At 70.1% G+C, this 24,685-nt stretch carries 22 protein-coding genes, 2 tRNA genes and 1 riboswitch; of the genes, 12 read left to right on the top strand and 12 right to left on the bottom strand.

All coding sequences use genetic code 11. The annotated features are described in order from the left end of the window. Positions 1-37: 37 nt before the first annotated feature. The gene (locus tag D3869_RS26635; protein WP_040138003.1) at positions 38-1,213 is read right to left on the bottom strand and encodes an acetyl-CoA C-acetyltransferase; all 1,176 of its coding nucleotides are present in this window, start codon (positions 1,211-1,213) and stop codon (positions 38-40) included. 112 nt (positions 1,214-1,325) lie between these two features. Next, entirely contained in the window at positions 1,326-2,573 is a 1,248-nt protein-coding gene (locus D3869_RS26630) for an alpha/beta fold hydrolase (RefSeq protein WP_137142755.1), read from the bottom strand. A 515-nt stretch (positions 2,574-3,088) separates the two neighbouring features. Here D3869_RS26630 and phaR point away from each other — a divergent pair. Then, complete coding sequence (gene phaR / locus D3869_RS26625) at positions 3,089-3,751, top strand: polyhydroxyalkanoate synthesis repressor PhaR (protein ID WP_137142754.1); 663 nt, start codon at positions 3,089-3,091, stop codon at positions 3,749-3,751. 161 nt (positions 3,752-3,912) lie between these two features. Then, a complete protein-coding gene (locus D3869_RS26620; protein ID WP_137142753.1) occupies positions 3,913-4,137 on the top strand; it encodes a hypothetical protein in 225 nt (74 codons plus the stop codon). Positions 4,138-4,220: 83 nt separating this feature from the next. Here D3869_RS26620 and D3869_RS26615 read toward each other — a convergent pair whose 3' ends face one another. Together D3869_RS26615 and D3869_RS26605 are read right to left on the bottom strand one after the other, a co-directional pair. Next, positions 4,221-5,372: a glutathionylspermidine synthase family protein gene (locus tag D3869_RS26615; RefSeq protein WP_137142752.1), complete on the bottom strand. Its 1,152-nt coding sequence runs from the start codon at positions 5,370-5,372 to the stop codon at positions 4,221-4,223. Positions 5,373-5,579: 207 nt separating this feature from the next. Next, complete coding sequence (locus D3869_RS26605) at positions 5,580-7,508, bottom strand: glycosyltransferase family 9 protein (RefSeq protein WP_137142751.1); 1,929 nt, start codon at positions 7,506-7,508, stop codon at positions 5,580-5,582. Between the two features lie 144 nt (positions 7,509-7,652). Beyond that, a riboswitch (cobalamin riboswitch) is annotated at positions 7,653-7,891 on the top strand. Between the two features lie 175 nt (positions 7,892-8,066). Here D3869_RS26605 and D3869_RS26600 point away from each other — a divergent pair. Then, positions 8,067-8,747, top strand: coding sequence for an energy-coupling factor ABC transporter permease (locus tag D3869_RS26600; RefSeq protein ID WP_137142750.1), 681 nt, complete (start codon positions 8,067-8,069; stop codon positions 8,745-8,747). A gap of 65 nt (positions 8,748-8,812) precedes the next feature. Here the strand turns inward: D3869_RS26600 and D3869_RS26595 are convergent, their stop codons facing one another. The 5 genes from D3869_RS26595 to D3869_RS26575 all read right to left on the bottom strand — a co-directional run bounded on the left by D3869_RS26595 (position 8,813) and on the right by D3869_RS26575 (position 12,901). Continuing rightward, positions 8,813-9,547: a superoxide dismutase gene (locus tag D3869_RS26595; protein WP_137142749.1), complete on the bottom strand. Its 735-nt coding sequence runs from the start codon at positions 9,545-9,547 to the stop codon at positions 8,813-8,815. Positions 9,548-9,676: 129 nt separating this feature from the next. Further along, positions 9,677-10,051, bottom strand: coding sequence for a hypothetical protein (locus D3869_RS26590; protein WP_137142748.1), 375 nt, complete (start codon positions 10,049-10,051; stop codon positions 9,677-9,679). Positions 10,052-10,226: 175 nt separating this feature from the next. Next, positions 10,227-10,302 (bottom strand) — tRNA-Ala (locus tag D3869_RS26585). A gap of 30 nt (positions 10,303-10,332) precedes the next feature. Further along, positions 10,333-10,419, bottom strand: a tRNA-Leu gene (locus tag D3869_RS26580). A 136-nt stretch (positions 10,420-10,555) separates the two neighbouring features. Then, positions 10,556-12,901, bottom strand: coding sequence for a mechanosensitive ion channel domain-containing protein (locus tag D3869_RS26575; protein WP_137142747.1), 2,346 nt, complete (start codon positions 12,899-12,901; stop codon positions 10,556-10,558). A 311-nt stretch (positions 12,902-13,212) separates the two neighbouring features. On the opposite strand from D3869_RS26575, the gene gap reads away from it, so the two are divergent. The 6 genes from gap to kduD all read left to right on the top strand — a co-directional run bounded on the left by gap (position 13,213) and on the right by kduD (position 18,589). Then, positions 13,213-14,220, top strand: coding sequence for a type I glyceraldehyde-3-phosphate dehydrogenase (gene gap, locus D3869_RS26570; protein WP_137142746.1), 1,008 nt, complete (start codon positions 13,213-13,215; stop codon positions 14,218-14,220). Positions 14,221-14,418: 198 nt separating this feature from the next. Next, entirely contained in the window at positions 14,419-14,790 is a 372-nt protein-coding gene (locus D3869_RS26565; protein WP_137142745.1) for a hypothetical protein, read from the top strand. Between the two features lie 195 nt (positions 14,791-14,985). Beyond that, positions 14,986-16,008 carry a 2-keto-3-deoxygluconate transporter gene (gene kdgT / locus D3869_RS26560; RefSeq protein WP_137142744.1) on the top strand — a complete coding sequence of 341 codons (1,023 nt, stop codon included), beginning with the start codon at positions 14,986-14,988 and terminating at the stop codon, positions 16,006-16,008. A 136-nt stretch (positions 16,009-16,144) separates the two neighbouring features. Continuing rightward, positions 16,145-16,897 (top strand): GntR family transcriptional regulator, encoded by a 753-nt coding sequence (locus tag D3869_RS26555; RefSeq protein ID WP_137142743.1) that lies wholly within the window; start codon positions 16,145-16,147, stop codon positions 16,895-16,897. 45 nt (positions 16,898-16,942) lie between these two features. Further along, complete coding sequence (kduI, locus tag D3869_RS26550; RefSeq protein WP_137117881.1) at positions 16,943-17,779, top strand: 5-dehydro-4-deoxy-D-glucuronate isomerase; 837 nt, start codon at positions 16,943-16,945, stop codon at positions 17,777-17,779. Between the two features lie 45 nt (positions 17,780-17,824). Beyond that, complete coding sequence (kduD, locus tag D3869_RS26545; RefSeq protein ID WP_137142742.1) at positions 17,825-18,589, top strand: 2-dehydro-3-deoxy-D-gluconate 5-dehydrogenase KduD; 765 nt, start codon at positions 17,825-17,827, stop codon at positions 18,587-18,589. A 90-nt stretch (positions 18,590-18,679) separates the two neighbouring features. Here the strand turns inward: kduD and D3869_RS26540 are convergent, their stop codons facing one another. Next, positions 18,680-19,564: a lipid kinase gene (locus tag D3869_RS26540; protein WP_137143130.1), complete on the bottom strand. Its 885-nt coding sequence runs from the start codon at positions 19,562-19,564 to the stop codon at positions 18,680-18,682. Further along, positions 19,561-20,238: an HAD family hydrolase gene (locus D3869_RS26535; protein WP_114862026.1), complete on the bottom strand. Its 678-nt coding sequence runs from the start codon at positions 20,236-20,238 to the stop codon at positions 19,561-19,563. Before D3869_RS26535 ends, D3869_RS26540 begins: the two co-directional genes overlap by 4 nt. A gap of 205 nt (positions 20,239-20,443) precedes the next feature. Between D3869_RS26535 and D3869_RS26530 the strand changes: the two genes are divergently transcribed. The 3 genes from D3869_RS26530 (at position 20,444) to D3869_RS26520 (ending at position 23,959) form a co-directional block, all read left to right on the top strand. Beyond that, positions 20,444-21,577 (top strand): AI-2E family transporter, encoded by a 1,134-nt coding sequence (locus D3869_RS26530; protein WP_137142741.1) that lies wholly within the window; start codon positions 20,444-20,446, stop codon positions 21,575-21,577. A gap of 327 nt (positions 21,578-21,904) precedes the next feature. Next, a complete protein-coding gene (locus D3869_RS26525) occupies positions 21,905-22,513 on the top strand; it encodes a DUF2076 domain-containing protein (RefSeq protein WP_175426626.1) in 609 nt (202 codons plus the stop codon). Positions 22,514-22,900: 387 nt separating this feature from the next. Next, complete coding sequence (locus D3869_RS26520) at positions 22,901-23,959, top strand: Glu/Leu/Phe/Val dehydrogenase dimerization domain-containing protein (RefSeq protein WP_137142739.1); 1,059 nt, start codon at positions 22,901-22,903, stop codon at positions 23,957-23,959. 7 nt (positions 23,960-23,966) lie between these two features. Here D3869_RS26520 and D3869_RS26515 read toward each other — a convergent pair whose 3' ends face one another. After that, on the bottom strand, positions 23,967-24,632 hold the full coding sequence (locus tag D3869_RS26515; protein WP_137142738.1) for a MarC family protein: 666 nt from the start codon (positions 24,630-24,632) through the stop codon (positions 23,967-23,969). Positions 24,633-24,685: the final 53 nt, after the last annotated feature.

Below are 24,685 nucleotides of genomic sequence, written 5' to 3'. Positions count from 1 at the left end.
AACGGGCCGCACCCCGGAGGGAACGGCCCGCTTTTCGTCAGCCCCGCTCGACGGTGAGGGCGATGCCCATGCCGCCGCCGATGCACAAGGTGGCGAGGCCCTTCTTGGCGTCGCGCTTCTGCATCTCATAGAGCAGGGTGGTCAGGACGCGGGCGCCGGAAGCGCCGACCGGATGGCCGAGCGCGATGGCGCCGCCGTTGACGTTGACCTTGGAGGTGTCCCAGCCAAGGTCCTTGTTCACCGCCAGGGCCTGGGCGGCGAAGGCCTCGTTCGCCTCGATCAGGTCGAGGTCCTCATGCTTCCAGCCGGCCTTCTCCAGCGCGAGGCGGGAGGCCGGGATCGGGCCGGTGCCCATGATCGCCGGATCGACGCCGGCGGTCGCCCAGGAGACGATGCGGGCCAGCGGGGTCAGGCCGCGGCGGGCGGCGTTCTCGGCGGTCATCAGGACCAGCGCGGCGGCGCCGTCGTTGATGCCCGACGCGTTGCCCGCGGTCACCGTGCCTTCCTTGGAGAAGGCCGGGCGCAGCTTGGCCAGCGATTCCGCGGTGGTGCCGTGCTTCGGATATTCGTCGTCGGCGACAATGATGTCGCCCTTGCGGCCCTTGATGGTGACCGGAATGATCTCGTCCTTGAAGCGGCCGGACTTCTGGGCGGCCTCGGCCTTCTGCTGCGAGGCGGCGGCGAAGACGTCCTGCTCCTCGCGGGTCAGCTGCCACTTCTGGGCGACGTTCTCGGCCGTCGTGCCCATGTGATAGCCCTTGAAGGCGTCCATCAGGCCGTCCTTCAGCATGGTGTCGAGCATCTCGGCGGCGCCCATCTTCACGCCGTTGCGCAGATGCATGACGTGCGGGGCCTGGCTCATGCTCTCCTGCCCGCCGACGACCATGACCTCGGCGTCGCCGTTGCGGATCGCCTGATAGCCGAGCGCCACCGAGCGCAGGCCCGAGCCGCAGAGCTGGTTGATGCCGAAAGCGGTGGCGGAGGCCGGGATGCCGGCGTTGACGGCGGCCTGGCGGGCCGGGTTCTGGCCCTGACCGGCGGTCAGGATCTGGCCCAGGATAACCTCGGTCACCTCCGCGGCGTCGGTCTTGGCGCGGCTCAGCGCTTCGCGGATGGCGATCTCACCCAGGTAATGGGCCGGCACGCTGCTGAGCGCCCCGTTGAAGCTTCCGATGGGAGTACGCGCTGCGCTGGCGATCACAACCTCGGTCATGTTGACGCTCCTCAGATTTTGTCAGTTTTATTATCGTGTCAGTGGGCCGCACGGAGTGGGAAAAACCTTATGCGCGGATTTCCCGCAATGCAAGACACCTGACTGGCTGCGGTTATCCTGCCGCACTAAGCCATTCGGCCAAGGGGCGCCAAACGCCTGTTTCGGCTCCGGCGCTGACCACCATGCCAATATGGCCGAGCGGCGGCCTGATCATTTGCGCGCGGTCGATTGATCTTGCCAAGGCCACCGCGGAGGACGGCGGAACGATGCGGTCGCGCTCCGGGATCAGCGCCAGGACCGGCATCCGCAGCCGAGCCGGCTCCACCGGCTGGCCGGCGACCAGCCATTCGCCGCGCGCCGTGTCGTTGCGCCCGTACCAGCCGGCCAGCGTGTCGCGCGCCACCCCGGCGACCAGCGGCACCCCGTCGTTCAGCCAGTCCTCCAGCGACACGAAGGCGAGCGCGGCGCGGCTGTCCGGATCCATGCGGGCGAACTGCGCGAATTTCTTCAGCGCCAGCAGCGGGTCGAGCTGGGCGAACAGCCCCTGCAGCACGTCCACCGGCAATTCCCCCCAGGCGTCCAGCAGCGGGCCGAAGGGCTGGAAGACGGCGGCGGCGCGGCGGGCCATGCCCGCGTCCTCCGCGTGGAAGTCCCAGGGGGTAGCGAGCAGGCCGAGCGCCGCGACCTCCTTGGGGCGGCGCTGCGCCAGCGCGGTGGCGAGCAGCCCGCCCATGCAGTAGCCGACCACCGGAACCGGGCGGCCCACCGCCTCCACCACCGCGGCCAGCGCGCGCTCCAGCCGCCCGGCGATGTAGTCGGTCAGGCTGTAGCGCCGCTCCAGCGGGCCGGGCGTGCCCCAGTCGATCAGGAAGGGGCGCAGCCCCTGCGCGGCCAGCCAGCGCATCAGGCTTTTGCGCGCCGACAGGTCGAGGATGTAATGGCGGTTGACCAGCGACGGCACGAACAGCACCGGCGTGCCGGTCGCCGACCCGAGGGCGCCGTAGTCGAGCAGGCGGGACGCCCCTTCCGTCCACAGCACGGGCGGGTCGGGAAGGTCGCGGCGGTAGGGGTGGTGGCGGTAGCGCTCGATCCCCGTCAAGGCGAGGTCGAGCTGGCGGCGGACCTCCCGGTCAACCGCCCGGGCGAGCGCGTCCGCGTCGGCGGCGACGATCCGCCGGCGCAGGTCCTCCGCCCGCTCCCGCAGATGCGGCTTCCATGGCAGCGAGCCGTTCCTCAAGTGCGGCAATGCGGCGGAGGAGCTGAGCAGTGTCGCCGACACCGTCGCCAGATGCAGCGCCAGGGGCCGCGGCCCCAGCCGTGGGGTGGGGTGCGGGGGGATCGTGGCGTTGTCCCCGGTCACGCGGCTCTCCTCGGGAGGATGGCTGGGATGGGGCTGCCTGGAATGGAGGCGCCTGGAATGGAGCCGCCTGGAATGGAGCTGGGGTCGGGTTCCAGCCGGTGCCCGGCGGGCTGGTGTAGGCGAAACCGCCCGGCCCCAGCACGAAGGGCGCCATCGCCGCGGCGCCCTGCGCCATCATCTGGAACAGGCGGGCGGCGGCATCGGCCATCTCGGGATCGGCGGCGCAGGCCGCCCATTGTTCCTGCCACAGGTCGAGGTACCGTTGCGCGAGCGTTTCCAGGGACGGGCTGTCGGATTCGGACGATTCGGCCATGGCCGGGAGTATATGGGGGAGGCGGTGCCCTTGACCAGAGCCGCGAAGGACCGATCGAAAATGTCGCAAATCCTGAATTATCGGGGCGATGTCCACCTGCGGTCGCAGCGCTGCGGCACAGCACTGGACAGGGTGCATTCCTTCGAGTAGTCCTTATATCTGGAACATTCCCGCCGCACGACCCTTCTTGAAAGAAACAGCGATGGCCGACAAGGAAGACCAGAAGTCCGCGACGATCACGATCAAGAAGTACGCCAACCGGCGGCTCTACAACACGGCGACCAGCAGCTACGTGACGCTCGACCATCTCTGTCAGATGGTCAAGGACGGCCTCGACTTTGTGGTCTATGACGCGAAGACCGGAGAGGACATTACCCGCTCGGTGCTGACGCAGATCATCGTGGAGGAGGAGAGCAAGGGCCAGAACCTGCTGCCGATCAGCTTCCTGCGCCAGCTCATCGGCTTCTACGGCGACAACATGCAGTGGATGGTGCCGCGCTACCTCGAATATTCGATGCAGTCCTTCTCGCGCAACCAGGAGCAGATGCGCGACTATTTCCAGAACACGCTGGGCGGCATGTTCCCCTTCGGCCGGCTGGAGGAGGTCGGCAAGCAGAACATGGCGATGTTCGAACGCGCGATGCGCATGTTCTCGCCCTTCGGCGGTGCCGAGGACGGGCAGCCCGGCGAACACCCGGCCGTCCCGCCCCGTCCCCAGGCCCCCGGCCCGGCCGCCGCTCCGGCCAACGGCCCGGCCTCGGCCGCCCACACCTACGAGGAGCTTCAGAAGCAGATCGACGACCTGCAGAAGCAGATCGCCAGCATCGCCAAGCCGGCCCGTCCGGCGAAGCCCGAAGGGAAGTGAGCGGCGGCGGCAACCGCGGCGGCGGCAACCGCATCGACGGCCATCGCATTCACGGCGTTGCAGCACAGGGCGGGGAAAGTTCCCCGCCCTTTTCTGTTTTTTTCGGCACCAGTGGCACGCCCGGCTGTTTGTCCAACGGAACGGTCCAGAGGAGGAACGCCATGAAGACCGAGCTGCAGATGACGATGGAACTGGAGGTCGCGGACGCCCAGGACGCGCACCGGTTCGAAGAAAAGCTGCGCGGCTGGCTGCGCCACCAGAGTCAGGTGGTGTCGGTATCGGCCACCCACAGCGGCGTCGGCAACGACGTCGCGTGGCGGGACGCCCGCCGGGCGGCGTTCGGCTCGCCGTTGCCCAACCCCTTCGCGCCGGGCCGCGGCCGCTGAGGCCTGCCGGTTGATCGCCGCCGAAGCGCCCGCCCTGCGCTCCATTGGGACAGGGCGGGTTCCTTCCACGCCGTGAAAGCGTGTCAGCCGCGGAAGATGTGCGGCACCATCGCGGCGTCGGAGCCGACCCGCGGGTCCGCCGACTCGCGGACCGACATGCCCAGACACTTGTCCCCGATGATCCAGCAGTGCAGGAGCGCGTGGACGCCCTCCTCCTCGAAGATCGGCGGGGTTTCCAACCAGACCCGCCCTCCCGGATGCTCGGCGCTGCCGGTGTCCGAGATGGTGCGGCCGTGCGCCGTCATGCGCTGGGCCGCGTCGTCCAGCCCGAACAGGCTGCGCTCGGTCACCGCGTCGCAGCCGGCCAGCTCCTCGGGGTCGAGCGCGGCGCGGCACAGGTTCGGGTGGCGCGGGTAGAGCGACCACAGCGTCGCCAGCAGCCCGTGGTTCGACATCGGCCAGCACCACAGCGGCGACAGCATGCTCATGCCGCCCATCCGCAGCTTCTGCAGGAAGGCGTCGTCGGCCAGCCCCTGCCAGGGGTAGATCTTCGCCAGCCAGGAGGCCGCCCGCCCCTCGTCGTCGATGAAGCGCTGGCCGTCCCAGCCCAGGCTTTGCAGCGGCAGCAGATGCGTGGCGATCCCGGCCTCGGCCGCGGTGGCGGCCAGATAGACCAGCTCGCTCTCGCGCATCGGGTCGGGGGTGGCGCAGGCGAGATGGACGAGTCCGCGGCCCGGCATCCCCGCCGCCAGTTCCTCCCAGCGTTCCACCAGCCCCTCGTGCAGCCCGTTGAACTGGTTGGCGTCGCCCATCAGGGCCTCGCGCCAGTTGCGCTGGATGATCGAGGCGGCGAACAGCCCCTCCGGCGTGTCGTAGTTGCAGGCCAGCAGCTTGACCGAATCGCGCCCGTCATAGGCCAGCGTCAGCCGCCCCATCAGCGCGCCGGCCCGCTCGTTCAGGCGCCCCGCGGCCCAATAATCGTTCCAGGAGGCTTCGAGCAGCCGCGCCACGCCGCCGCGGACCCCCAGCCGGGCCAGCGCCCGCCCGTCCACCGTCGCGCGCAGCGCCTCGCGCAGCATGGTGTGCAGCTCGTCGGCGACGCTCTCGATGAGGTCGATCTGATGGGCGGAGAACTCGTACCGCACATCCTCGCGCCAGAAGGCGCCGGCGCTCATGGCGCGGACGCCGAAGGGGTATTTGCGGAGCCCCGGGCGCCAATCCGCACGGGGTTTCATGACTGCTCTGCGCATCGTGTGCTTACCGGGCCGCCGGATTCAATCCATGGTTTTGCCCCGCTGCGGCGCGCCGCTTGCGGCCGTCCGGGATTCGGTGGGGGCGGATCATTGCGGCGCAAACGCGCCAACACAAGCGCCTTGCGCGCCTGCCCCTCCGTTTTTCCACGCTTCCCCTCGCGGATCTCACAGGCCGGGCGGGGAGGCCCGTCAATAGACGCGGTCGGCCAGCCAAGCCGCGATGGCGTTCTCCATCGCCTCGGCGGTCGGATCGCCGTGAGCCGGGCCGGTTCCCACCATGGGAAGCCGGGCCGCCACGGCGATCTCTTCCGCGGGCGCGCCGGTCCCGACGAACAGGTCGCAGCGCCGCAGCAGGGCGCACAGCCCGTCGAATCCCAGCCGTCCGACGGCGTTCAGGCAGGCGTCCCCCGTTTCCCCGGCGATGCGCGCCGCGGCCCCCTTGGCGGCCTCCCCGCCGACCAGGATCAGAGCGGTGTCGCCCCGCCCGGCGAGGCGGCGGCCCAGGTCCAACAGGCTGCCGGCGCCGGCGGACGCGGACAGGCCGACGGCGCAGCGCCAGCGCGCCGGAACGCCCTCGGCCAGAAGCGCGGCGGCGGCCCGCTCCCCGGCGGGAGAGGTCCAGACTTCCGTGGCGGGGTCCGGCTCCCCGGCGGTCAGCGCCCCCAGCAGACCGGCGGGAGCCGGCGCGACGTGGGTCAGGAAGGCGTCGGCGTAATAGCCGCGCACCGGCCGGCCGACCCGGCAACCAAGGCGGAGCGGCGCCCCCGTATCCTGCATCAGGCGGTTGGCGAAACCGGCATCCTCCCCCTGGACCGGGTTGATCGTCAGGTCGAAGGCGCCGCCGAACTGCTCGCCGATCTCCTGGCGCACGGCGCTCACCAGCGCGTCATCGGGCGCCCGCCCCGTCAGCGGCGGCAGGGTGACCCGCTGGTTGACGTAGGGGCAGAGGGCGAGCGCCGCCTCCGCGTCCGGCGTCGCGAAGACGGTGATGCGGGCCAGCGGCAAGGCCCGCCGCAGCTCCCGCAGGACACCCGACGCCCGCAGCACGGCGCCGGCGCCATCCAGAAGGAACACGCCGACGCTGCGGATCAGATCGACCGGGAAAGGCGGCGGCTCGCCGGGCACGAGCGGGCGGCGGCGGGCGGCGGGACCGGAGTCCCGCAGCAGCGCCACCGCCGGGGCGGTGGAGGCGCCCCGCGCCGGCGGGACGAAGCCCCAGGCTCCGTCGGCGTCCGGGCGCGCCAGCGGCTCCACCAGGGCATGCTCGGCGCGGGCGACGGTCGCCGCGTCGGTCACCCAGGGGAAGAAATCGCGCAGCGGAAGGGTGCCGCGGCCGATCGCTCGACCCGCCGTCTGCAGGGCGTCCCACCGCTCGACCGCGCCGTCGTAGCCGTAATAGATTTCCTTGAACGCGACCTGCTCCCGTGTCGCGTAGGCGAAATGCTGGAAGACCAGCCCGCCCACCGCCGTTTCCTCATGCAGGAAGGGGTTGGCCGCGCCAAGCTCGACCTCGGACCCATCGGGTTGCGGGCGCATCAGCCGGGGCGGGACGTGCGACTGCCAATAATCGCCCGGCCGATAGCGCCAGGTGCGCAGCCATTCGTAGGCGCGGTAATTGCCGTACTGGTCCAGCCGGTCGAGGACCAGGGACGGGCCGACGAAGAAATGACAAAGGTACAGCGCCGCCGTGCGCGACGGCGAGTCGAGGAACATCCGGCGCGCCCGGATGATCTGCTCCGCTGTCCACAGCTCGTCGGCATCGACCTGCCAGAGCAGGCAGTCCTCGGTCATGGCGGCCAGCGGCGCGGTGACCATCTCCACCTTGCCCTGCCAGAACATGCCGGGCGGCTTGCGGTAGACCGACACCCGCCCGGGCTCCTCCGCGGCGATGCGGTCGAGATATTCCGAGGTGCCGTCGCTGCTGCGCCCGTCGCGGTGACGGTCCTGCGGGACGCGCCCGCCCCGCTGCGCGCACCAGGAGGAGTCGCGGACCTGCTCCGCCACCCCCTCCACGACGTGCCAGTGCCAGGGGAAGGGCAGTTGGCGGAACACCTCCAGGTGATAGCGGATGAAGGGATCGCCGTTCAGCACGATGGTCAGGAAGTGAACCGGTAGCATGCCCGCAACCCCGTCCTTCGCCCGTTGATCCGGCCTCGCGCAGTCCGCCGGACCTTGTCGGTTCCACGGGAGCGGTGTCAAGGAAGCCGTGCGGCTCCCCCCTCGGGTCGCCATCCCCCTCTTGACGGCGGGGGACCCCGCCCCTACCCTGGCGCCGGTTATGGTTCCCCGCGCCCTCCGGTCGCGGGGCTAAGAGGGAAGCCGGTGAGCCGCCCCGAAGGGGGAGACACGGCAAATCCGGCGCTGCCCCCGCAACTGTGAGCGGTGAGCGGCCTCGTCCTTTCCGTGTCACTGGCGCCGCCTGCGGGAACGGGCGCCGGGAAGGCCGGACGATGCCGCCTTGACCCGCAAGCCAGGAGACCTGCCGTGACCGAACGTACGTCCTCGGGCGGGGTGCCCCGGTGGTCGCTTGCCGATGTCCGGCCCGACGGCCGCCCGTCCTCCGCAAGCCGTCCCCCCGGTGCGCCCAGCCAAGGGGACCAAGGGGGTTGCGATGCCGGTGCCTGCCAGCAACGACGCCCCTCCCAACGCATGGCAGACTCGGAAAGGGCATAGAGCATGCACATCGAACCCGGCGTCGTGGACGGCGCCAAGATCGCTCTCAGCTACGCGACGGCCGCCGGCGGCTTCGCGATGGCCGGCAAGCTGGCGCGCGACGACGTCCGCAACAACGGCGGGATCGCACCGCTGGTGCTGCGCAGCCTGATCGCCACCGCGCTGGTCTTCAGCTTCTTCGAGGTGTTCCCGCACCACCCCGTGGGCGTGTCGGAGGTTCACCTGATCCTCGGTTCGACGCTGCTCCTGCTGTTCGGCGCCGGTGCGGCCTCCATCGGCCTCGCCGCCGGCCTGCTGATCCAGGGCCTGTTCTTCGCGCCCTTCGACCTGCCGCAGTACGGCATGAACGTCACCACGCTGCTGGTCCCGCTGTGGGGCATCAGCCTGCTGGCGAAGCGGATCGTTCCCGACGCCACGCCCTATGTCGACCTGAAGTATTCGCAGGCGCTGGCCCTTTCCACCGCCTACCAGGGCGGCATCGTCGCCTGGGTGGCCTTCTGGGCCTTCTACGGCCACGGCTTCACCGCCGAGACCATGACGGAGGTCGCCTCCTTCGGCGCCGCCTACATGACCGTCATCATCGTCGAGCCGCTGGCCGACCTCGCCGTGCTGGCCATCGCCAAGGCGCTGCGCCGCCAGAGCCAGGGCCCGCTGTTCAACATCCGCCTGCATCAGGGCGCCTGACCGGCCCCCTGGACCGGACGGTTCGCAGGAAGGGCGGCGGGGACATCCCCGCCGCCCTTTTCCGTTCAGATCACCAGTTCGCCCTTGCGGATCGCCGCGTAGCGGCGGTTCACCGCCCCCCAGTCGACCACGTTCCACCAGGCCGCCAGATAGTCGGCGCGCCGGTTCTGATACTTCAGGTAATAGGCGTGCTCCCACACGTCGTTGCCCATCAGCACGGGCACGCCCTCCATGGCCGGCGAATCCTGGTTCGGGCGGGCGGCGATGGCGAGCTTGCCCGACGAGGGATCGGCGGTGACGAAGACCCAGCCGCTGCCGAACTGCCCGGCGCCCGCCGTGTTGAAGCGCGTCTTGAACTCGTCGAAGCCGCCGAAGTCGCGCGTGATGGCCGTCCCCACCTCGCCGTCCGGGGCGCCGCCGGCGTTCGGCCCCATGATGCTCCAGAACATGCTGTGATTCGCGTGACCGCCGCCGTTGTTGCGCACCGCGGTGCGGATGCTTTCCGGCAGCTCCGGAACCCGCTTCAGCAGGTCGGCCAGCGGCATCGCCTGCAGGTCGCCATGGTTGGCGAGCGCCTTGTTGAGGTTGTCGACGTAGGCCTGATGGTGCTTGCCGTGGTGCACGCTCATGGTCGTCGCGTCGATGTGCGGTTCCAGCGCGGCGGGCGCGTAGGGCAGCGGCGGCAGAGTGAAGCCCTTGCCACCCGGTGTTTGGGCCAGAACGAAACGCGGCGCCACGGCCAGCACCAGCGCGGCGGCTCCGGCGGACAGCAGTTGGCGGCGATCCAGGCGAACGGACATGAGACCTCCCAATGTTGTGTTTCGTGCCGAACAGCGGGGCAGCGACAGCCTCTGTGCGCCTCCCAACTCACTCAACAGGGCAATGGGCGTACTCACTCGGTTACCGGCGTGGGGAGCGCCGCCCGTTTCCTACAAGCGGGCCTTTCCCGCCGAACCGGCGGACGCCGAGCGGGCCAAGCCCATCGCCACGCTCCGCCAGCGTCCCAGCCGGAATCGGGAGGGGGCGGCCGCCGGTTTCCTCACCGGCGCGACCGGAACCGTTCCCGCCGCCTCACGGAGCCCGCGGGCGCGGCGCTCCCGCAGCAGCAGGCGCATCACCTCCTCCTCCGTGACGGGACGTCCGGCCTTGGCTGAGGCGAGGCTGGCCGTGTCCTGAAGGGCGGCGACCTGCGCCAGCGTGCCGGTCAGCCCCTTGGCCGCGGCGGTGTCCAGCGCTTCGCGATGAATGGCGAGGATGAACGGCTTCAGCCCGCGGTCGGGCGTTCCGTGCGGCGGTGTCGGCATGGCGGAGGGGCTCCGGGGATTCGTTCGATCGGGTGAGCCATCATCCAACCGATAACACCGCGGCAGCAAAGACCCCTATGGATTAGCCCCGCCGTCTCCATTCGGAGCAACCCGAGGCTGGGTCGGAAATTCTATAATCCGGGAAGAACCGGCAGCCTGCCGGTAAGGGGAGAGTTGGTGGAGCCAAGGAGGATCGAACTCCTGACCTCTACAATGCCATTGTAGCGCTCTCCCAGCTGAGCTATGGCCCCACTATACTCTCAGACCAACACAAGAGGTGTTGGTGCGCTTGGAGGGACTCGAACCCCCACGGCCTTTCAGCCACTAGGACCTGAACCTAGCGCGTCTACCAATTCCGCCACAAGCGCGTCGTCTACTCTTGCATCCCGCGTCTCTTGGGGTGACGCGGGAGCGCTGATATAGCCGTGCCGCCGGCGGGGCTCAAGCGAAATCGACATGGCCCGGTCACTTTTTTGCAAGACCGCGAGAGGGAGCGCCGAGCCCCTATTCCGCCGCCCCGGCGTGGCGCATCCGGTCGGCGTTGGCGGCACCCGCCTCGCCGCCCATCCCGGCCAGCATCTCCGCGGCGCCGCGGGCGATGTGCAGCGTGCGCTGCGGCAGCGGGAAGTCGATCCCCAGTTCGATGAAGCGCGCCTTCATGCGGCCATTGAACTCCCGCCCGACGTTCCACTGCTGGATGGGCAGCGTCTTGATCCGCGCCTTGATGACCGCCGCGGATTCCTGGAAGGAATCGACCCCCAGCACCTCCAGTGGCTCCAGGATCAGCGGCGCGAAGCGCGGGTCCTTGCGCAGTTCGTCGCCGATGCCGTGCAGCACGGAAACCACGCGGTCGGCGTTCTCATGATACGGAATCGCCACGTCGAACACGTAGTAGCTGAAGTCCTTCGTCATGTTCGACACGCTGGTGACCGCGCTGAAGGGGATGGTGTGCACCGTCCCGTCGAAGTCGCGCAGGCGGATGGTGCGGATGTTCATCCCCTCCACCAGACCGCCCTTGCCGCCGACATTGACGACGTCGCCGACCGAGATGGTGTCCTCGAACAGGATGAACAGGCCGGTGATGACGTCCTTGACCAGGGTTTGCGCGCCGAAGCCGACGGCCAGGCCGACCACGCCGGCACCGGCCAGCAGCGGCCCGATGTTCAGCCCCAGCTCCGACAGGGTGATCAGCGTGACCAGGGTCAGCAGAACCACCAGCAGGGCGCTGCGCAGCAGCGGCAGCAGGGTGCGCACCCGCGCGCTGCGCTGGACGGCCCGGCCGTTGCGGTCCGTCGTCGCCAGATGGCGTTCGATCAGCCCGTTGGTCACCTCCCACACGGCGAGCGCGATGGCGCCGACCAGCAGGAGCGACAGGCCCGACGCCACGATGCGCAGGCCGATGGCGGTCTGCAGCCAGCCCCAGACGTCCAGCCCCCAGGCGTTCAGAACCACCAGCCCGCCCAGCACGGCCACCGCCGCGTGCAGCAGCCGCGCCGTGGGGGCGACGTAGCGGCGCAGCCGCCCCGCCGCCCAGGCCGACTGTCCCCGACGGCGGTCCATGCGCTCCAGGATCGCCGCGGCGGCGCGGGTGATCCCCCGCCCGATCAGCCGCGCGATGCCGGCGACGACCAAGGTCACCGCCGTCGCCTGGACCACGAACAGCAGCCCGCCGCTGATCTCCAGCGCCCAGATGCCGAACAGAACAATGATGTAGAGGATGGCGATGGCGTGCCAGACGTCGGCCACACGGCGGCCGGCGGCGCGCAGCATCCGCCCCGCCCCGGCGGCCCGCCGTCCGGGCGGAACCGGCGACACCACGTCGGACAGCGGCTGCGCCGCGGCGATCCCGCCGCGCAGGCGCGCCGCCACCGCCTCCCGGCTCTGCAGCACAAGCACCGCCAGCATGACGGCAACGACCAGACCGACCAGCGTGACCAGCGCGCTGTAGCTCTGCGCCGGCAGGCCGAGCCGCCGAGCCGCCTCGGCCAGGAACAGGCCGTAAAGCGTGGTGATGGCGATGGTCCGGCACCAGCGCAGCAGCCGCAGGGCCGATCCGTCGCTCATCGGGATCAGCCGCAGGTTGGGCGAGGCCGGGGCGAGCAGCGCCCGGACGACCAGAAGCACGATTTGCACGAAGATGCTGGCGTTGAGGAAGGTGACGCCCAGAACCCGCACCACCGGCGGCGTGTCGAACAGCGCCAGCACACCGAAGCCGGCGGCGGCGAAGGCGACGATGGGCGCCAGATCGAACAGCGACCGCACCAGCAGCAGCGGCACCTTGGCGAGCGTCGAATGGATGGGCCGGGCCGCCAGCATGGCGCGCGGGCGCCGCAGCGTGCGGATGGCGATCAGCCGGGCGCCCTGCCCGACCATCACCACCAGGACCAGCTCGGCGAGCAGCCAGCCCCAGGCGGCGCGCTGCGCCGGGTCGGACACCTGCCGATCCAGCCAATGCAGCCCCTGCGGCGCGTTCAGCAGGGCGTCGCCGGCCAGCGCGGCCTCCTGCCCCAGCCCGTCGAGCCGGTTCGACAGCAGGGTGAGCAGGCGGGTGCCGATCCCCTCCGGCTCCGCCGGCGCGGCGGCGGCCTCCGCCTGCTCCAGGGCGCGGAGCTGGCCGAGCAGGGCGGCGCGGCGGTCCGGATCCTCCAGCGTCTGCCGCAGGCGGGCGATCTCCTCCGGATTGGGGGCCGTTTCGGCCTGGGCCGGCGGAGCGGGAGTCGTGATCTGCGCCGACGCCGGGGTCGCAATGCCCCCAAGCGCGGCGGTCATCAGGAGAAGAAGGGCGAGAAGGCCGCGCAGGGCGCGGAGGCGGGCGGCGGAAAGCCGTGGGGCACGGTCGTCGGAAGTCATCGTCCTCTGGCGGTTCCGGTTTTCGGGAAAGACCTTTGGAGCGGTCCGGTTCACGGGTCCAACCCAGGCCAACAGCGCCGGACGCGGTTTGTCTTGCAACGCAGCAACCGCGACATTTTGTCCGGACGGCCGCCCAGTTGGCCGGCCGCCCTTGCGTCCTCATCTAATATACTAGTATATATCTTACCGAACACCGGAAGCGCCCGCGTCCTGCCGCGGCGGGCGGCCCGATCCGGCGCCCCTTTCCCACCGGCCCTGGCCGGCGCCGCCCCAGATCCCGTCCGGGGCCGCGAACACCAGCGGAGAACAGCATGTCCGTGAAGGTAGCGATCAACGGTTTTGGCCGCATCGGCCGTCTGGTTCTGCGGGCCATCTACGAGAGCGGCCGCAATGACGTGGAGGTCGTGGCGATCAACGACCTGGCCGACCTCAAGGCCAACACCCACCTGCTGAAGTACGACAGCGTCCACGGCCGTTTCCCCGGCACCATCGAGACCCGCGACGGCGAGCTGATCGTCAACGGCCACTCGATCAAGGTCGTGCAGGAGCGTGACCCGGCCAAGCTGCCGTGGAAGGATCTGGGCATCCAGATCGCCATGGAATGCTCGGGCATCTTCACCAAGCGCGCCGACGCCGCCAAGCATCTGGAGGCGGGTGCCGAGAAGGTGCTGATCTCCGCTCCGGCCACCGACGAGGACATCACGGTGGTCTACGGCGTCAACCACGACCAGCTCAAGGCCGAGCACCGCATCGTCTCCAACGCGTCGTGCACGACGAACTGCCTGGCCCCGGTGGCCTTCGTGCTGAACAAGCTGATCGGCATCGAGAAGGGCTTCATGACGACGATCCACTCCTACACGGGGGATCAGCGCATCGTCGACACCAACCACAAGGACCTGCACCGCGCCCGCGCCGCGGCGCTGAACATGATCCCGACCTCGACCGGCGCCGCCAAGGCGGTGGGCAAGGTGCTGCCCGAGCTGAAGGGCAAGCTGGACGGCACCGCCATGCGCGTGCCGACGCCGAACGTCTCGGTCGTCGACTTCAAGTTCACCGCCAAGCGCGCCACCTCGGTGGAGGAGATCACCAAGGCGATCAGCGAGGCCGCCAACGGCCCGCTCAAGGGCATCCTGGGCGCCTACACCGAGGATCTGGTCTCCACCGACTTCAACCACGACCCGCACAGCTCGATCTTCGCGCTGAACGAGACCAAGGTCATCGACGGCAACTTCGTCCGCATCATGACCTGGTACGACAACGAGTGGGGCTTCTCCAACCGCATGAGCGACACCGCCGTCGCCATGGCCAACGCGAAGTAACGTGACGGTTCCGGTTTTGCCCCCACCCCGGCCCTCCCCCGCTGACGCGGGAGAGGGTGCCTTCCGCGAAGCGGCGGCAGTCCCCTCCCCTGCGACAGCGGGGGAGGGTTAGGGTGGGGGCAACGCGGCCCCCACAAAAACTAAAATACCAGTTTTCAAACCCCGTTTTTTGAAAACACCCTCTGAAGGAGCCGCGGCATGCCCCGGACCTCCGACCTGCCGACCGCGCGCATCGCCGCCCTGGAGCGCGACGCCGACGCCCTGCGGCGGGCCTTCCTGACCACGCCGGTCTTCGCCCTGGACGACCACGGCTTGCACGCGCGCTTCGAGGATTTCGGCCGCACCGCCCTCGCCCTGTTCCGGGAAACCGCCCGGCTGGCCGCCGCCGAGGAGGCCATCCAGCGCATCGAGGCCGCCTATCACCGCGTCCACGAGGCGCTGCAAGCCGTTGCCACGCTTGCGCTTTCCGACACGGGAAGGGTCGCCCCGACGCACGCGAGCGGCAGCGCCGAGCCACCACCCCAGGACGTGCGACAGAATGTCAGCCGGCGGGATACGCAGTTCTCCTGACTTGCGTCGCAGCGCTGATATACTAGTATCCACGACATCGACGGCGCGATCCCTGGACAGGCCCGACGGCCACCGGACCGGCGCCGCTCCCGCAGGGGATGCGCGGCACGCTCCCCCTCCATGCGCCGCAACCGGCAGCCACCACCCCGGACTTTCCATCGACGGCCCAGTCGGACCGCCCCAGGAGTACCGACTATGAACATCAAATCCCGGATCGACCGCATTCCCGGCGGCATGATGATCCTGCCCCTGTTCCTCGGCGCCTGCCTGAACACCTTCGCGCCGAACACGGGCAAGTTCTTCGGGTCCTTCACCAACGGCCTGATCACCGGCACCCTGCCGATCCTCTCCGTCTGGTTCTTCTGCATCGGCGCCAGCATCAGCCTGAAGGCCACCCCGCTGGTCCTGCGCAAGAGCGGCGTGCTCGTCTCCGTGAAGATCCTCACCGCCGCCACCATGGGCATCATCGCCTCCTGGTTCATCCCGCACGAGGGCGTCAGCTCGGGCTTCTTCACCGGCCTGTCGGTGCTGGCGATCATCGCCGCCATGAACGACACCAACGGCGGCATGTACATGGCGCTGATGCAGCAGTACGGCACCAAGGAGGAATCCGGCGCCTTCTGCCTGATGTGCCTGGAATCCGGCCCCTTCATGACGATGGCGACGCTGGGTCTGGCCGGTCTGGCCGCCTTCCCCTGGCAAACCATGGTCGGCGCCCTGCTGCCCTTCCTGATCGGCTTCGCCCTCGGCAACCTGGACCAGGAGTTCCGCAAGTTCTTCGGCCAGGCCGTGCCGGTGATGGTGCCCTTCTTCGCCTTCGCGCTCGGCAACAACCTGAACTTCGCGGTCATCCTGAACACCGGCCTGCTCGGCATCGTCCTTGGCCTCTCGGTCATCGCCATCACCGGCTTCACGCTGGTCGTCGCCGACGTCCTGCTCGCCAAGGGCAACGGCACCGCCGGAATCGGCGCCGCTTCCACCGCCGGTGCGGCCGTGACGGTCCCGCCGATCATCGCCTCCATCGAGCCGAGCTTCGCGCCGAGCGCCCCGGCCGCCACCGCCCTGGTCGCCACCAGCGTCGTCGTCACCTCGCTGCTCACGCCGATCCTGACCGCCTGGTGGGCCCGCCGGTTCGGCGTCCTCTCCCCGCGCTATCTGGAAGCCCAGAAAAACGCCGAAGCCCAGCCCCTGCCGGTCCAGCCCGCCCCCGCCGAGTGACGGCGCCCGGCTGGGCGCCGCCCCATCCCAAGGCAAAAGCCGGAGATTGCGGACCCCGCGATTTCCGGCTTGCACCCCGGCACTGATATACTAATATGCTCCCAGGACCGGCCGAGCCGGCGCAACAGGTGCAGCCATGGACATGCCGACCACCCCGACGCCCGACGCCAGCAGCGATCGTCCCGCCCCCCAGCGGAGCGCGGTGAAGCCGGCCCGCGGGCCGGCGCGGGGCGCCTCAACCATGGCGGCGATCCACCGGTCGCTGCGCGCCGAGATCGTGGAGATGCGCCGCAATCCGGGCGAGCCCATCATCGAGAAGCACATCGCCGAAGCCTTCGGCGTCAGCCGCACCCCGGTGCGCGAGGCGCTGCAGCGGCTGGCCGACGAGGGGCTGATCGAGATCTTCCCGCAGGTCGGCACCTTCGTCGCCCGCATCCCGGTGAACGCCCTGCCCGAGGCCATCGTCATCCGCACCTCGCTGGAGGGCACCGCCGTCCGCTACGCGGCGCAGCGCGCCACCGGCAGCCAGATCGCCGGCCTGCGCGCCAACCTGCTGCTCCAGCAGGAGACGGTGGAGGACGGCGACCTCAACGCCTTCCACGAGGCCGACGAGCGCTTCCACGCCCTGATCGCCGAGATCGCCGGCTATCCCGGCCTGTGGAGCATGGCGCAGCAGGTGAAGGTGCAGGTCGACCGCTACCGCCGCCTGACCCTGCCGGAGCCGGGGCGCCTCACCCATGTGCTGGCCGAGCATGCGGCGATCGTGGACGCCATCGCCGACGCCGACCCGGCGCTGGCCGCCGACCGCATGGCCGTCCACCTCGACGGCCTGCTGACCTCGATCCCCCAGGCCCAGGGGGCGAACCCGTTCTTCTTCACTGGACCCTGAATTGGCCGCCGACCGGCCCCGAAAAACGCAAACGAGGATACCGCCATGAAGATCACCGTCCGCCACGCGTCACACCAGGATGACGTCCGCAACTACGACACCACCAAGCTGCGCGACCATTTCCTCGTCCCGTCCATCTTCGAGGCGGACGACATCGTCCTGACCTACAGCCACATCGACCGCTTCGTGGTCGGCGGCGCCATGCCGGTGTCCGGCCCGCTGAAGCTGGAGTCGGCCAAGGCCATCGGCTCGGCCAACTTCCTCGACCGGCGCGAGCTGGGCGCCGTCAACGTCGGCGGCCCGGGCCGCATCACGGTGGACGGCGCGGTGTTCGAGCTGGCCCCGCGCGACTGCCTCTACATCACCATGGGCAGCCTGGACGTCCGTTTCGAGAGCCTGGACCCGGCCAACCCGGCGAAGTTCTACCTGAACAGCGCCCCGGCCCACGCCCGCTTCGAGACGATGAAGATCTCCATCGCGCAGGCCAAGGCCGTGCACATGGGCGATCCGGCCCAGTCGAACGAGCGCACCATCTACCAGATGATCCACCCGGACGTCTGCCGCACCGCGCAGCTCGTGCTCGGCATGACCGTGCTGAAGCCGAACAACATGTGGAACACCATGCCGTGCCACACGCACGACCGGCGCTGCGAGGTCTATTTCTACTTCGACCTGCCGGAGCCGGCCCGCGTCTTCCACTTCATGGGCGAGCCCACCGAGACGCGCCACATCGTCGTCGCCAACGAGCAGGCGGTGATCTCGCCGAGCTGGTCGATCCACTCCGGCGTCGGCACCCGCAACTACACCTTCATCTGGGCCATGGCCGGCGACAACCAGGACTTCACCGACATGGACTTCATCCCCATGGAAGACCTGCGCTGATCCCCGCGCGCCAAGAATAAGAGCCCAAGAATAAGGAGCAGGACAATGGCTCAGGCACATCCCTTCGATCTCACCGGCAAGGTCGCCCTGGTGACCGGCGCCCACACCGGCATCGGCCAGGGCATCGCCCTGGCGCTGGCCCAGGCCGGCGCCGACATCGCCGCGGTGGACGTCATTCCCCTGGACGAGACCAAGGCTCTCGTCGAGGCCGCGGGCCGCCGCTTCCACGCCATGACCGCCGACCTGACCAGCATCGCCCCGGTGCAGGGTCTGGTGGAGGAGGCGGTGGGCACGCTCGGCGGGCTGGACATCCTGGTCAACAACGCCGGCATGATCCGCCGCGCCGACGCCGTGGACTTCACCGAGGCCGACTGGGACCTCGTGATGAACATCAACATCAAGACGGTCTTCTTCCTCTGCCAGGCCTTCGGGCGCTACGCCATCGGCCAGGGCCGCAAGGGCAAGATCATCAACATCGCCTCCATGCTGTCCTTCCAGGGCGGCATCCGCGTGCCCTCCTACACCGCCTCCAAGAGCGGCGTGGCCGGCATCACCCGCCTGCTCGCCAACGAATGGGCGGGCAAGGGCATCAACGTGAACGCCATCGCGCCGGGCTACGTCGCCACCAACAACACGGCGGCGATCCGCGCCGACGAGCAGCGCAGCGCGGAGATCCTGGGCCGCATCCCGGCGGGCCGCTGGAGCGTTCCCGCCGACATGGGCGGCCCGGCGGTGTTCCTGGCCTCCGACGCGTCGGACTATGTCCACGGCACGATCCTGCCGGTGGACGGCGGCTGGCTCGCCCGCTGAGGCGGGGGTTGCCGGTTCGGTGACGATGGCCGGGCGTCCGCAGGGGCGCCCGGCTTTTTTTGCGGCCATCCGGGAGGAGCCTCCCTTGCCTCACCGCGGCGGCGCGATCACCGCGACGGCTCCCGGCCGCACGCGGAAGCGCGCCGGGGTGTGGGTGGTGATGTCGCCGTCCGTGTTCACCGGGCGGCGGTGGCGGGTGGTGATCTCCACCTCCTGCCCGTACCAGGCGTGGACGTTCTTCCAATGGCCATGCCGCCCGCGGCGGAAGTCCGGGTACAGCAGGGGCCACTCCCACCAGCCGCGCAGGTCGATGCTGTAGACGTCCAGTTGCCCGTCGTCGGGGGCGGCGTTCTCCTGCACGGTCATGCCGCCGCCGTAATGGCGCCCGTTGCCGACGCCGATCTGCACCGACTTGACGCGGTGCCGCGTCCCGTTGATGCGGATCTCGGCGCGGAAGGGCGCCATGCGCCGCGCCACGCGGAAGGCCGCCACGGCGTAGCCGAACACGCCCCAGCGCCGCTTCATCTCGCGCGTCAGCTCACGGGCCAGCTCGACGCTGAGGCCGATGCTGGCGACGTTGAAGAAGGCCACGCCGTTGACCTCGCCCAGGTCGATCCGGCGGATCGGACCGCTGACCGCCAGCTTCGCCGCCCCCCGCAGGTCCAGGGGAATGCCCAGCGTGCGCGCCAGATCGTTGGCCGTGCCCATCGGCAGGATGGCGAGCGGCAGGCCGGTGTCGGCCAGAGCCGGAGCGGCGGCGTTCAGCGTGCCGTCGCCGCCGCCGATGATGACCATGTCCACGGAGGCGGCATGGGCGCGGATCGCCTCGGCGATGTCCTCGCGCTCGCGGCACTCGGCGCGGATCAGGGAGACGCCCGCCGTCGCGGCCTCCTCCCGGATGTCGTCGAGCGCCCGCTGCCCCTGCCGGGCCTTGCCATTGACGATCAGCAGCGCGCGGCGTCGATCGGCGCTCAGCGTCGGCCTCCCACCTCGTCCAGATGCTCCAGCAGGCTGGCGGGGTCCTCGTAGACGCGGAAGGCGCCGGCCCGCTCCAGCTCGTCCTGCCCGTAGCCGCCGGACAGCAGCCCGATGCTCAGCGCGCGGGCGCGCCGCGCGGCCAGGATGTCCCACACGCTGTCGCCGACCACGATGGCGGTTTCGATGGGGACGCCGAGACGCTCCGCCGCGGCCAGGAACAGGTCGGGGTCGGGCTTGGCGTATTTCACCTGGTCGCGCGTCACCACCGGCACCTCGTCCGGGTCGACGCCCAGAGCCTCCAGCCCGGAACGCGCCGTCTCGATCCGCCCGCTGGTCGCGATGGCCCAGGGGATGCCCGCCGCCGTCAAATGGGACAGCAGCTCCTGCGCGCCGGGCAGCGGGCGGACGCGCCCGGCCAGCCCGCGGAACGCCTCGGCGTGGCGGCGGCGAAGCCGCTCCAGAAGTTCCGGGCTGATGGCGAGGCCGGTCTCGCGCAGCAGCATGTTGGCGAACAGGCCGCCGCTCATGCCGATCTTGCGGTGGATGCGCCAGACCGACAGCTCGATCCCCTCGTGGTCCAACGCCTCCTGCCAAGCCAGCACATGCTGGTAGACGCTGTCGATCAGCGTGCCGTCGAGGTCGAACAGGAAAGCCGTGTTGATGCGGTCCATGGCGTGTGCCCCCAAGGCTGAATCCCGCTCCGGCGGAGCCGGCCCCAGTGAGTTGGTGGCAGCCCCGCTGCGCCGCAACGTCCCCCCCGGTGGCAATTCTGCGCTCTGGCCGGGACCGGGGCGTTGCGGAACTTCACGGCCGGTTTCGCGTCAAGCTCATGCTGCCCGACCGGCAGCGCGGCGCAACGGCGGGGAGCAGACGACCTTGGCACAGCGGGAGGACGCGGACATCGAGCGCGGCTGGTCCATCGACCGGATGACGCTCGGCCTCTGGCTGGTCGGCCTGCTGGCCGCCCTCGCCGCCCTGTGGGGCCTCGGCGCGGCCTCGCCGGTGCTCATCCCGCTGGCCGGCGCCTTCTTCGTGGCGGTCGCCGTGGCGCCGATCGGGCGCTGGGTGCGCGACCGGGTGCCGCCGCGGCTGGCCCTGCTCGGCCCGCTCGCCGCCATGCTGACGGTTCTGCTGGTACTGGCCGTCTTCGCCGGAGGCCTGTGGTTCATCGGCCAGCGCGTGGCCGGCGAGGTGCCGCGCCACGCCGAGGAGCTGCAGCGCCTCTGGCAGCAGGCAAACGGCTGGATCGACGGGCTGCGCGGGCAATTCCTCGGCGATTCGGGCGGCGGCGATTCGGGCGGCGGCAGCGACTCCGGAGGCGGCGGGGCGGAGGCGCTGTCCGGCCTCGTCGCGTCGGTGCTCACGGCGGCGCGGGAGGCCGTCTCGACGCTGGTCATCGTCCTGTTCCTCGCCCTGCTGATGCTGGTCGAGGCGCCGGTCTGGCGCGAGAAGATCGTGAAGACGCTGGGACCGGAGCGCTGCGCCACCACCGTCACCGCGGTCACCGCCATCGCCCAGCAGTTCCGCCGCTTCCTGCTGGTCAGCACGACGCTGGGGCTGATCACCGGGGCGCTCTACATCGGCTGGCTGTCGCTGTTCGGGATCGACTTCCTGTTCCTGTGGGGCTTCCTGGCCTTCCTGCTGAACTACATCCCGGTGATCGGGTCGGTGGGAGCGGCCGCGCTGCCCGTTCTGATGGCGCTGGCCCAGGGCGGCTCGACCACCGCCCTGATGGTCGCGGGCGGCCTGCTGGTGATCGAGCAGGTGATGGGCAATTTCATCGGCCCGCGGCTGGAGGGCAAGCAGCTCGCCATCTCGCCCCTGGTGATCGTCAGTTCGCTGCTGCTGTGGAGCTGGCTGTGGGGGGCCGCCGGGACCGTCCTGGCGGTGCCGATGACCGTCCTGATCGCCATCGCGCTCAGCCACATCGACGCGCTGCGCCCCTTCGCCTTCGTGCTCAGCGACAAAAGCGACCGCCGTCGTTTCGAGGCGCGCACCCGGCCCGAGTAACGCAGCGCTGTTTTTTCCGCTGTTTTTCCGGCGCCCCCCTCTCTTGACAGGGTTCCCGACCCTCCCCACGTCTCCGGGACCTGTGATCCGGGCCCCTCTGGCGACTTAGACGTGGTCGCGATGTCGGATCTCTTCACCTGCTCTTGCGCCGACGGGCGTGACCGCACTTGGAGGGACTGAATGCTCCCATGGACCCGCGATCCCCAGACCTCTCCCACACTCTCCACACCTGTCCGGCTCTCTCCGAACGCCGCCGCCCACCCAATGGACGACGCGCCGGGGCACGCCCGGACCATCCCTCAAACCACCGAGAGCACGAGCACCGCCATGGACCAGACCGAACGCCAGATCATTGACGACCTCTTCGCCAAGCTGCGTCAGGCCGAGGCCCAGTCCGGCCCGCGCGACCCGCAGGCCGAAGCCCACATCCGCGACACCATCGCCCGCCAGCCGGGCGCGCCCTACCTGATGGCGCAGGCCATCGTCATGCTGGAGCAGGCGCTGGCCGCCTCGCAGAACCAGAACCAGGAGCTGGAGCGCCAGCTTCAGGAGCGCCCGGCCGCGGCGGCCGGCGGCGGCATCTTCGGCGGCCTGTTCGGCGGCGGCGCCAAGCCCGCCCCGGCCCCGCAGCAGCGCCCCGGCGGCTCGCCCTGGGGTCAGGCGCCCGGCGCCGCCCCGGCCTACGGCGACCCGCGCGTGGCGGCCTATGCCCAGCAGCCGCAGCGCGCCGGCGGCGGCTTCATGGCCGGCGCCATGCAGACCGCCATGGGCGTGGCCGGCGGCATGCTGATCGGCAGCGCGCTGTCCAGCGCCTTCTCCGGCGGCGGCGAGGCCATCGCCCAGGAGGCTCAGGGCGCCGTCGATCAGGTCGCCGAGGAACTCCCCAGCCAAGAGGATTCCTGGGGCGGCTTCGGCGGGGACGAAGAGGAATTCTGATCCCCGCGGGGACCCGCCGGGCGGCCTCCTCCCACCGCCCGGCCGGTCCCCGGCCTCTTTCCCCGTTTCCCGAGCGGACCGGAAATTATCGGTCGCGGCCCCGTCCGCGACACTTTCCCGATTCCGGACTGCCCCGACGCTCATCTCCTTGCTTTTTGCAGGCCGGTCAACCGTCCGCCTTGCCAGCAATTTCATGCGCCTCTAGTTTCCTTCAAGAGAACGTCCCGTCGCTTCCTTGCCCGATCAAGAACGGGTGAAGCACAGGGAAAGGAAAAGCGGACACGCCGTACCATTGCACGGCGCGCGGAACCCTGCCGCGCGCAACGCCCGAGCTTTGCATCATGGTGATTTCCGCTTTTTCAAAAAGAAAAAGATCAGGAGGAAACCGTGCCGCTGTTCGAACATCCCGATTTCGACGACCATGAGCAGGTGGTCTTCTGCGCCGACGCCGCGTCCGGCCTGCGCGCCATCGTCGCCGTCCACGACACCGCGCTCGGCCCGGCGCTGGGCGGCTGCCGCATGTGGCCCTACGCCAGCGACGAAGAGGCCCTGCGCGACGCGCTGCGCCTGTCGCGCGGCATGACCTACAAGTCGGCCCTCGCCGGGCTGCCGCTGGGCGGCGGCAAGTCGGTCATCATCGGCAACCCGCGTACCGACAAGAGCGAGGCGCTGCTCCGCGCCATGGGGCGCCACGTCGAACGGCTGGGCGGACGCTACATCGTCGCCGAGGATTCCGGCACCGGGGTTCCCGACATCAAGACCATGGCGCTGGAAACCGCCCACGTCTCCGGCGTGGTGGAGAAGGCGACCGCAAGCGGCGGCACGCGCAGCGGCGATCCCTCCCCCTCCACCGCCTACGGCGTCTTCGTCGGGCTTCAGGCGGCGGTGCGCCACCGCCTGCACCGCACCGACCTGGAGGGGCTGACCGTCGCCATCCAGGGCGTGGGCAGCGTCGGCGGGCATCTCGCCCGCTATCTGGCCGAGGCCGGGGCGCGGCTGTGGGTCGCCGACATCGACGAGGCGCAGGCCCGGCGCGTGGCCGACCGCGTCGGCGCCACGCCGGTGTCCGCCGACGCCATCTTCGATCTGGAGGTGGACGTCTTCGCCCCCTGCGCGCTGGGCGCCGTCCTGAACGACGGGACGATCCCGCGGCTGACCTGCCCGGTCGTCGCCGGGGCGGCCAACAACCAACTCGCCGAAGCCCGGCACGGGCAGGCGCTGGCCGACCGCGGCATCCTCTACGCCCCCGATTACGTCATCAACGCCGGCGGGGTGATCGACGTGTATCACGAGCGCGCCGGCTACGACCTCGCCCGCGTGATGAGCCACATCGAGCGGATCGCCGACACGCTGACGGAGATCTTCGCCCGCGCCGACATGGAGCGCAAACCGACCGCCGCCGTCGCCGACCGCATGGCCCGCCAGCGCGTGGGGCGCGCACGCTGAATCGGACTTAACGCCCCGAGGCCAGCACGGGGAAGGCGTCCAGCAGGCCGGTCAGCAGGATCTGGACGCCGACGCAGAACAGCAGGAAGGCGAACAGCCGCGTCAGCACGCGGGCGCGGTTGTGGCCGAGCAATTCCACCAGCCGGTCGGCGGAACGGTAGGACAGCCAGATCAGCAGCGCGATGGCCAGCGCCGCCGCCGACACGCCGATGAAAAATTCGGTGAGCCCCTCGCTGCCCCGGGGGCGGGTGGCGCCCAGCGCGATGGCGACGGAAATGGTGCCGGGGCCGGTGGTGAAGGGGATGGTCAGCGGGAAGAAGGCCGACTCCCCGACATCGGAGTCCCCGGCCTCCTCCGCCGGGGCCGCCTGCTCCTGCTTGCGGGCCTCGTGCGCTTCCGGCGCGTTCAGCAGCGCCCAGGCGCGCTCCGCCACCACGAAGCCACCGGCGATCCGCAGCGCCGCCAGCGAGATGCCGAAGAAGTTCAGCACGTAGGACCCCGCCCACAGGGCCGCCAGCATGACGATGGCCGAATAGACGGCGACCAGCGTTGCGACCTGCGCCCGCTCCTTCGGGCTGCGCTCCGCCGTCACCTGGCTGAAGATCAGCGCCATGGCGATGGGGTTGACGATCGAGAACAGCGCCGTGAAGGCGAGGAGGAAGCTGTCGAACATGGAACGGGCCGACCTGTGCCTTGGCGGTTGGCGGGGCGCACCGCCGTGGTACA

Source organism: Azospirillum brasilense (genome assembly GCF_005222205.1).
GTDB lineage: Bacteria > Pseudomonadota > Alphaproteobacteria > Azospirillales > Azospirillaceae > Azospirillum > Azospirillum brasilense_G.
Note: the sequence above shows the minus strand (reverse complement) of the source record. Positions and strands in the feature narration are given on the sequence as shown.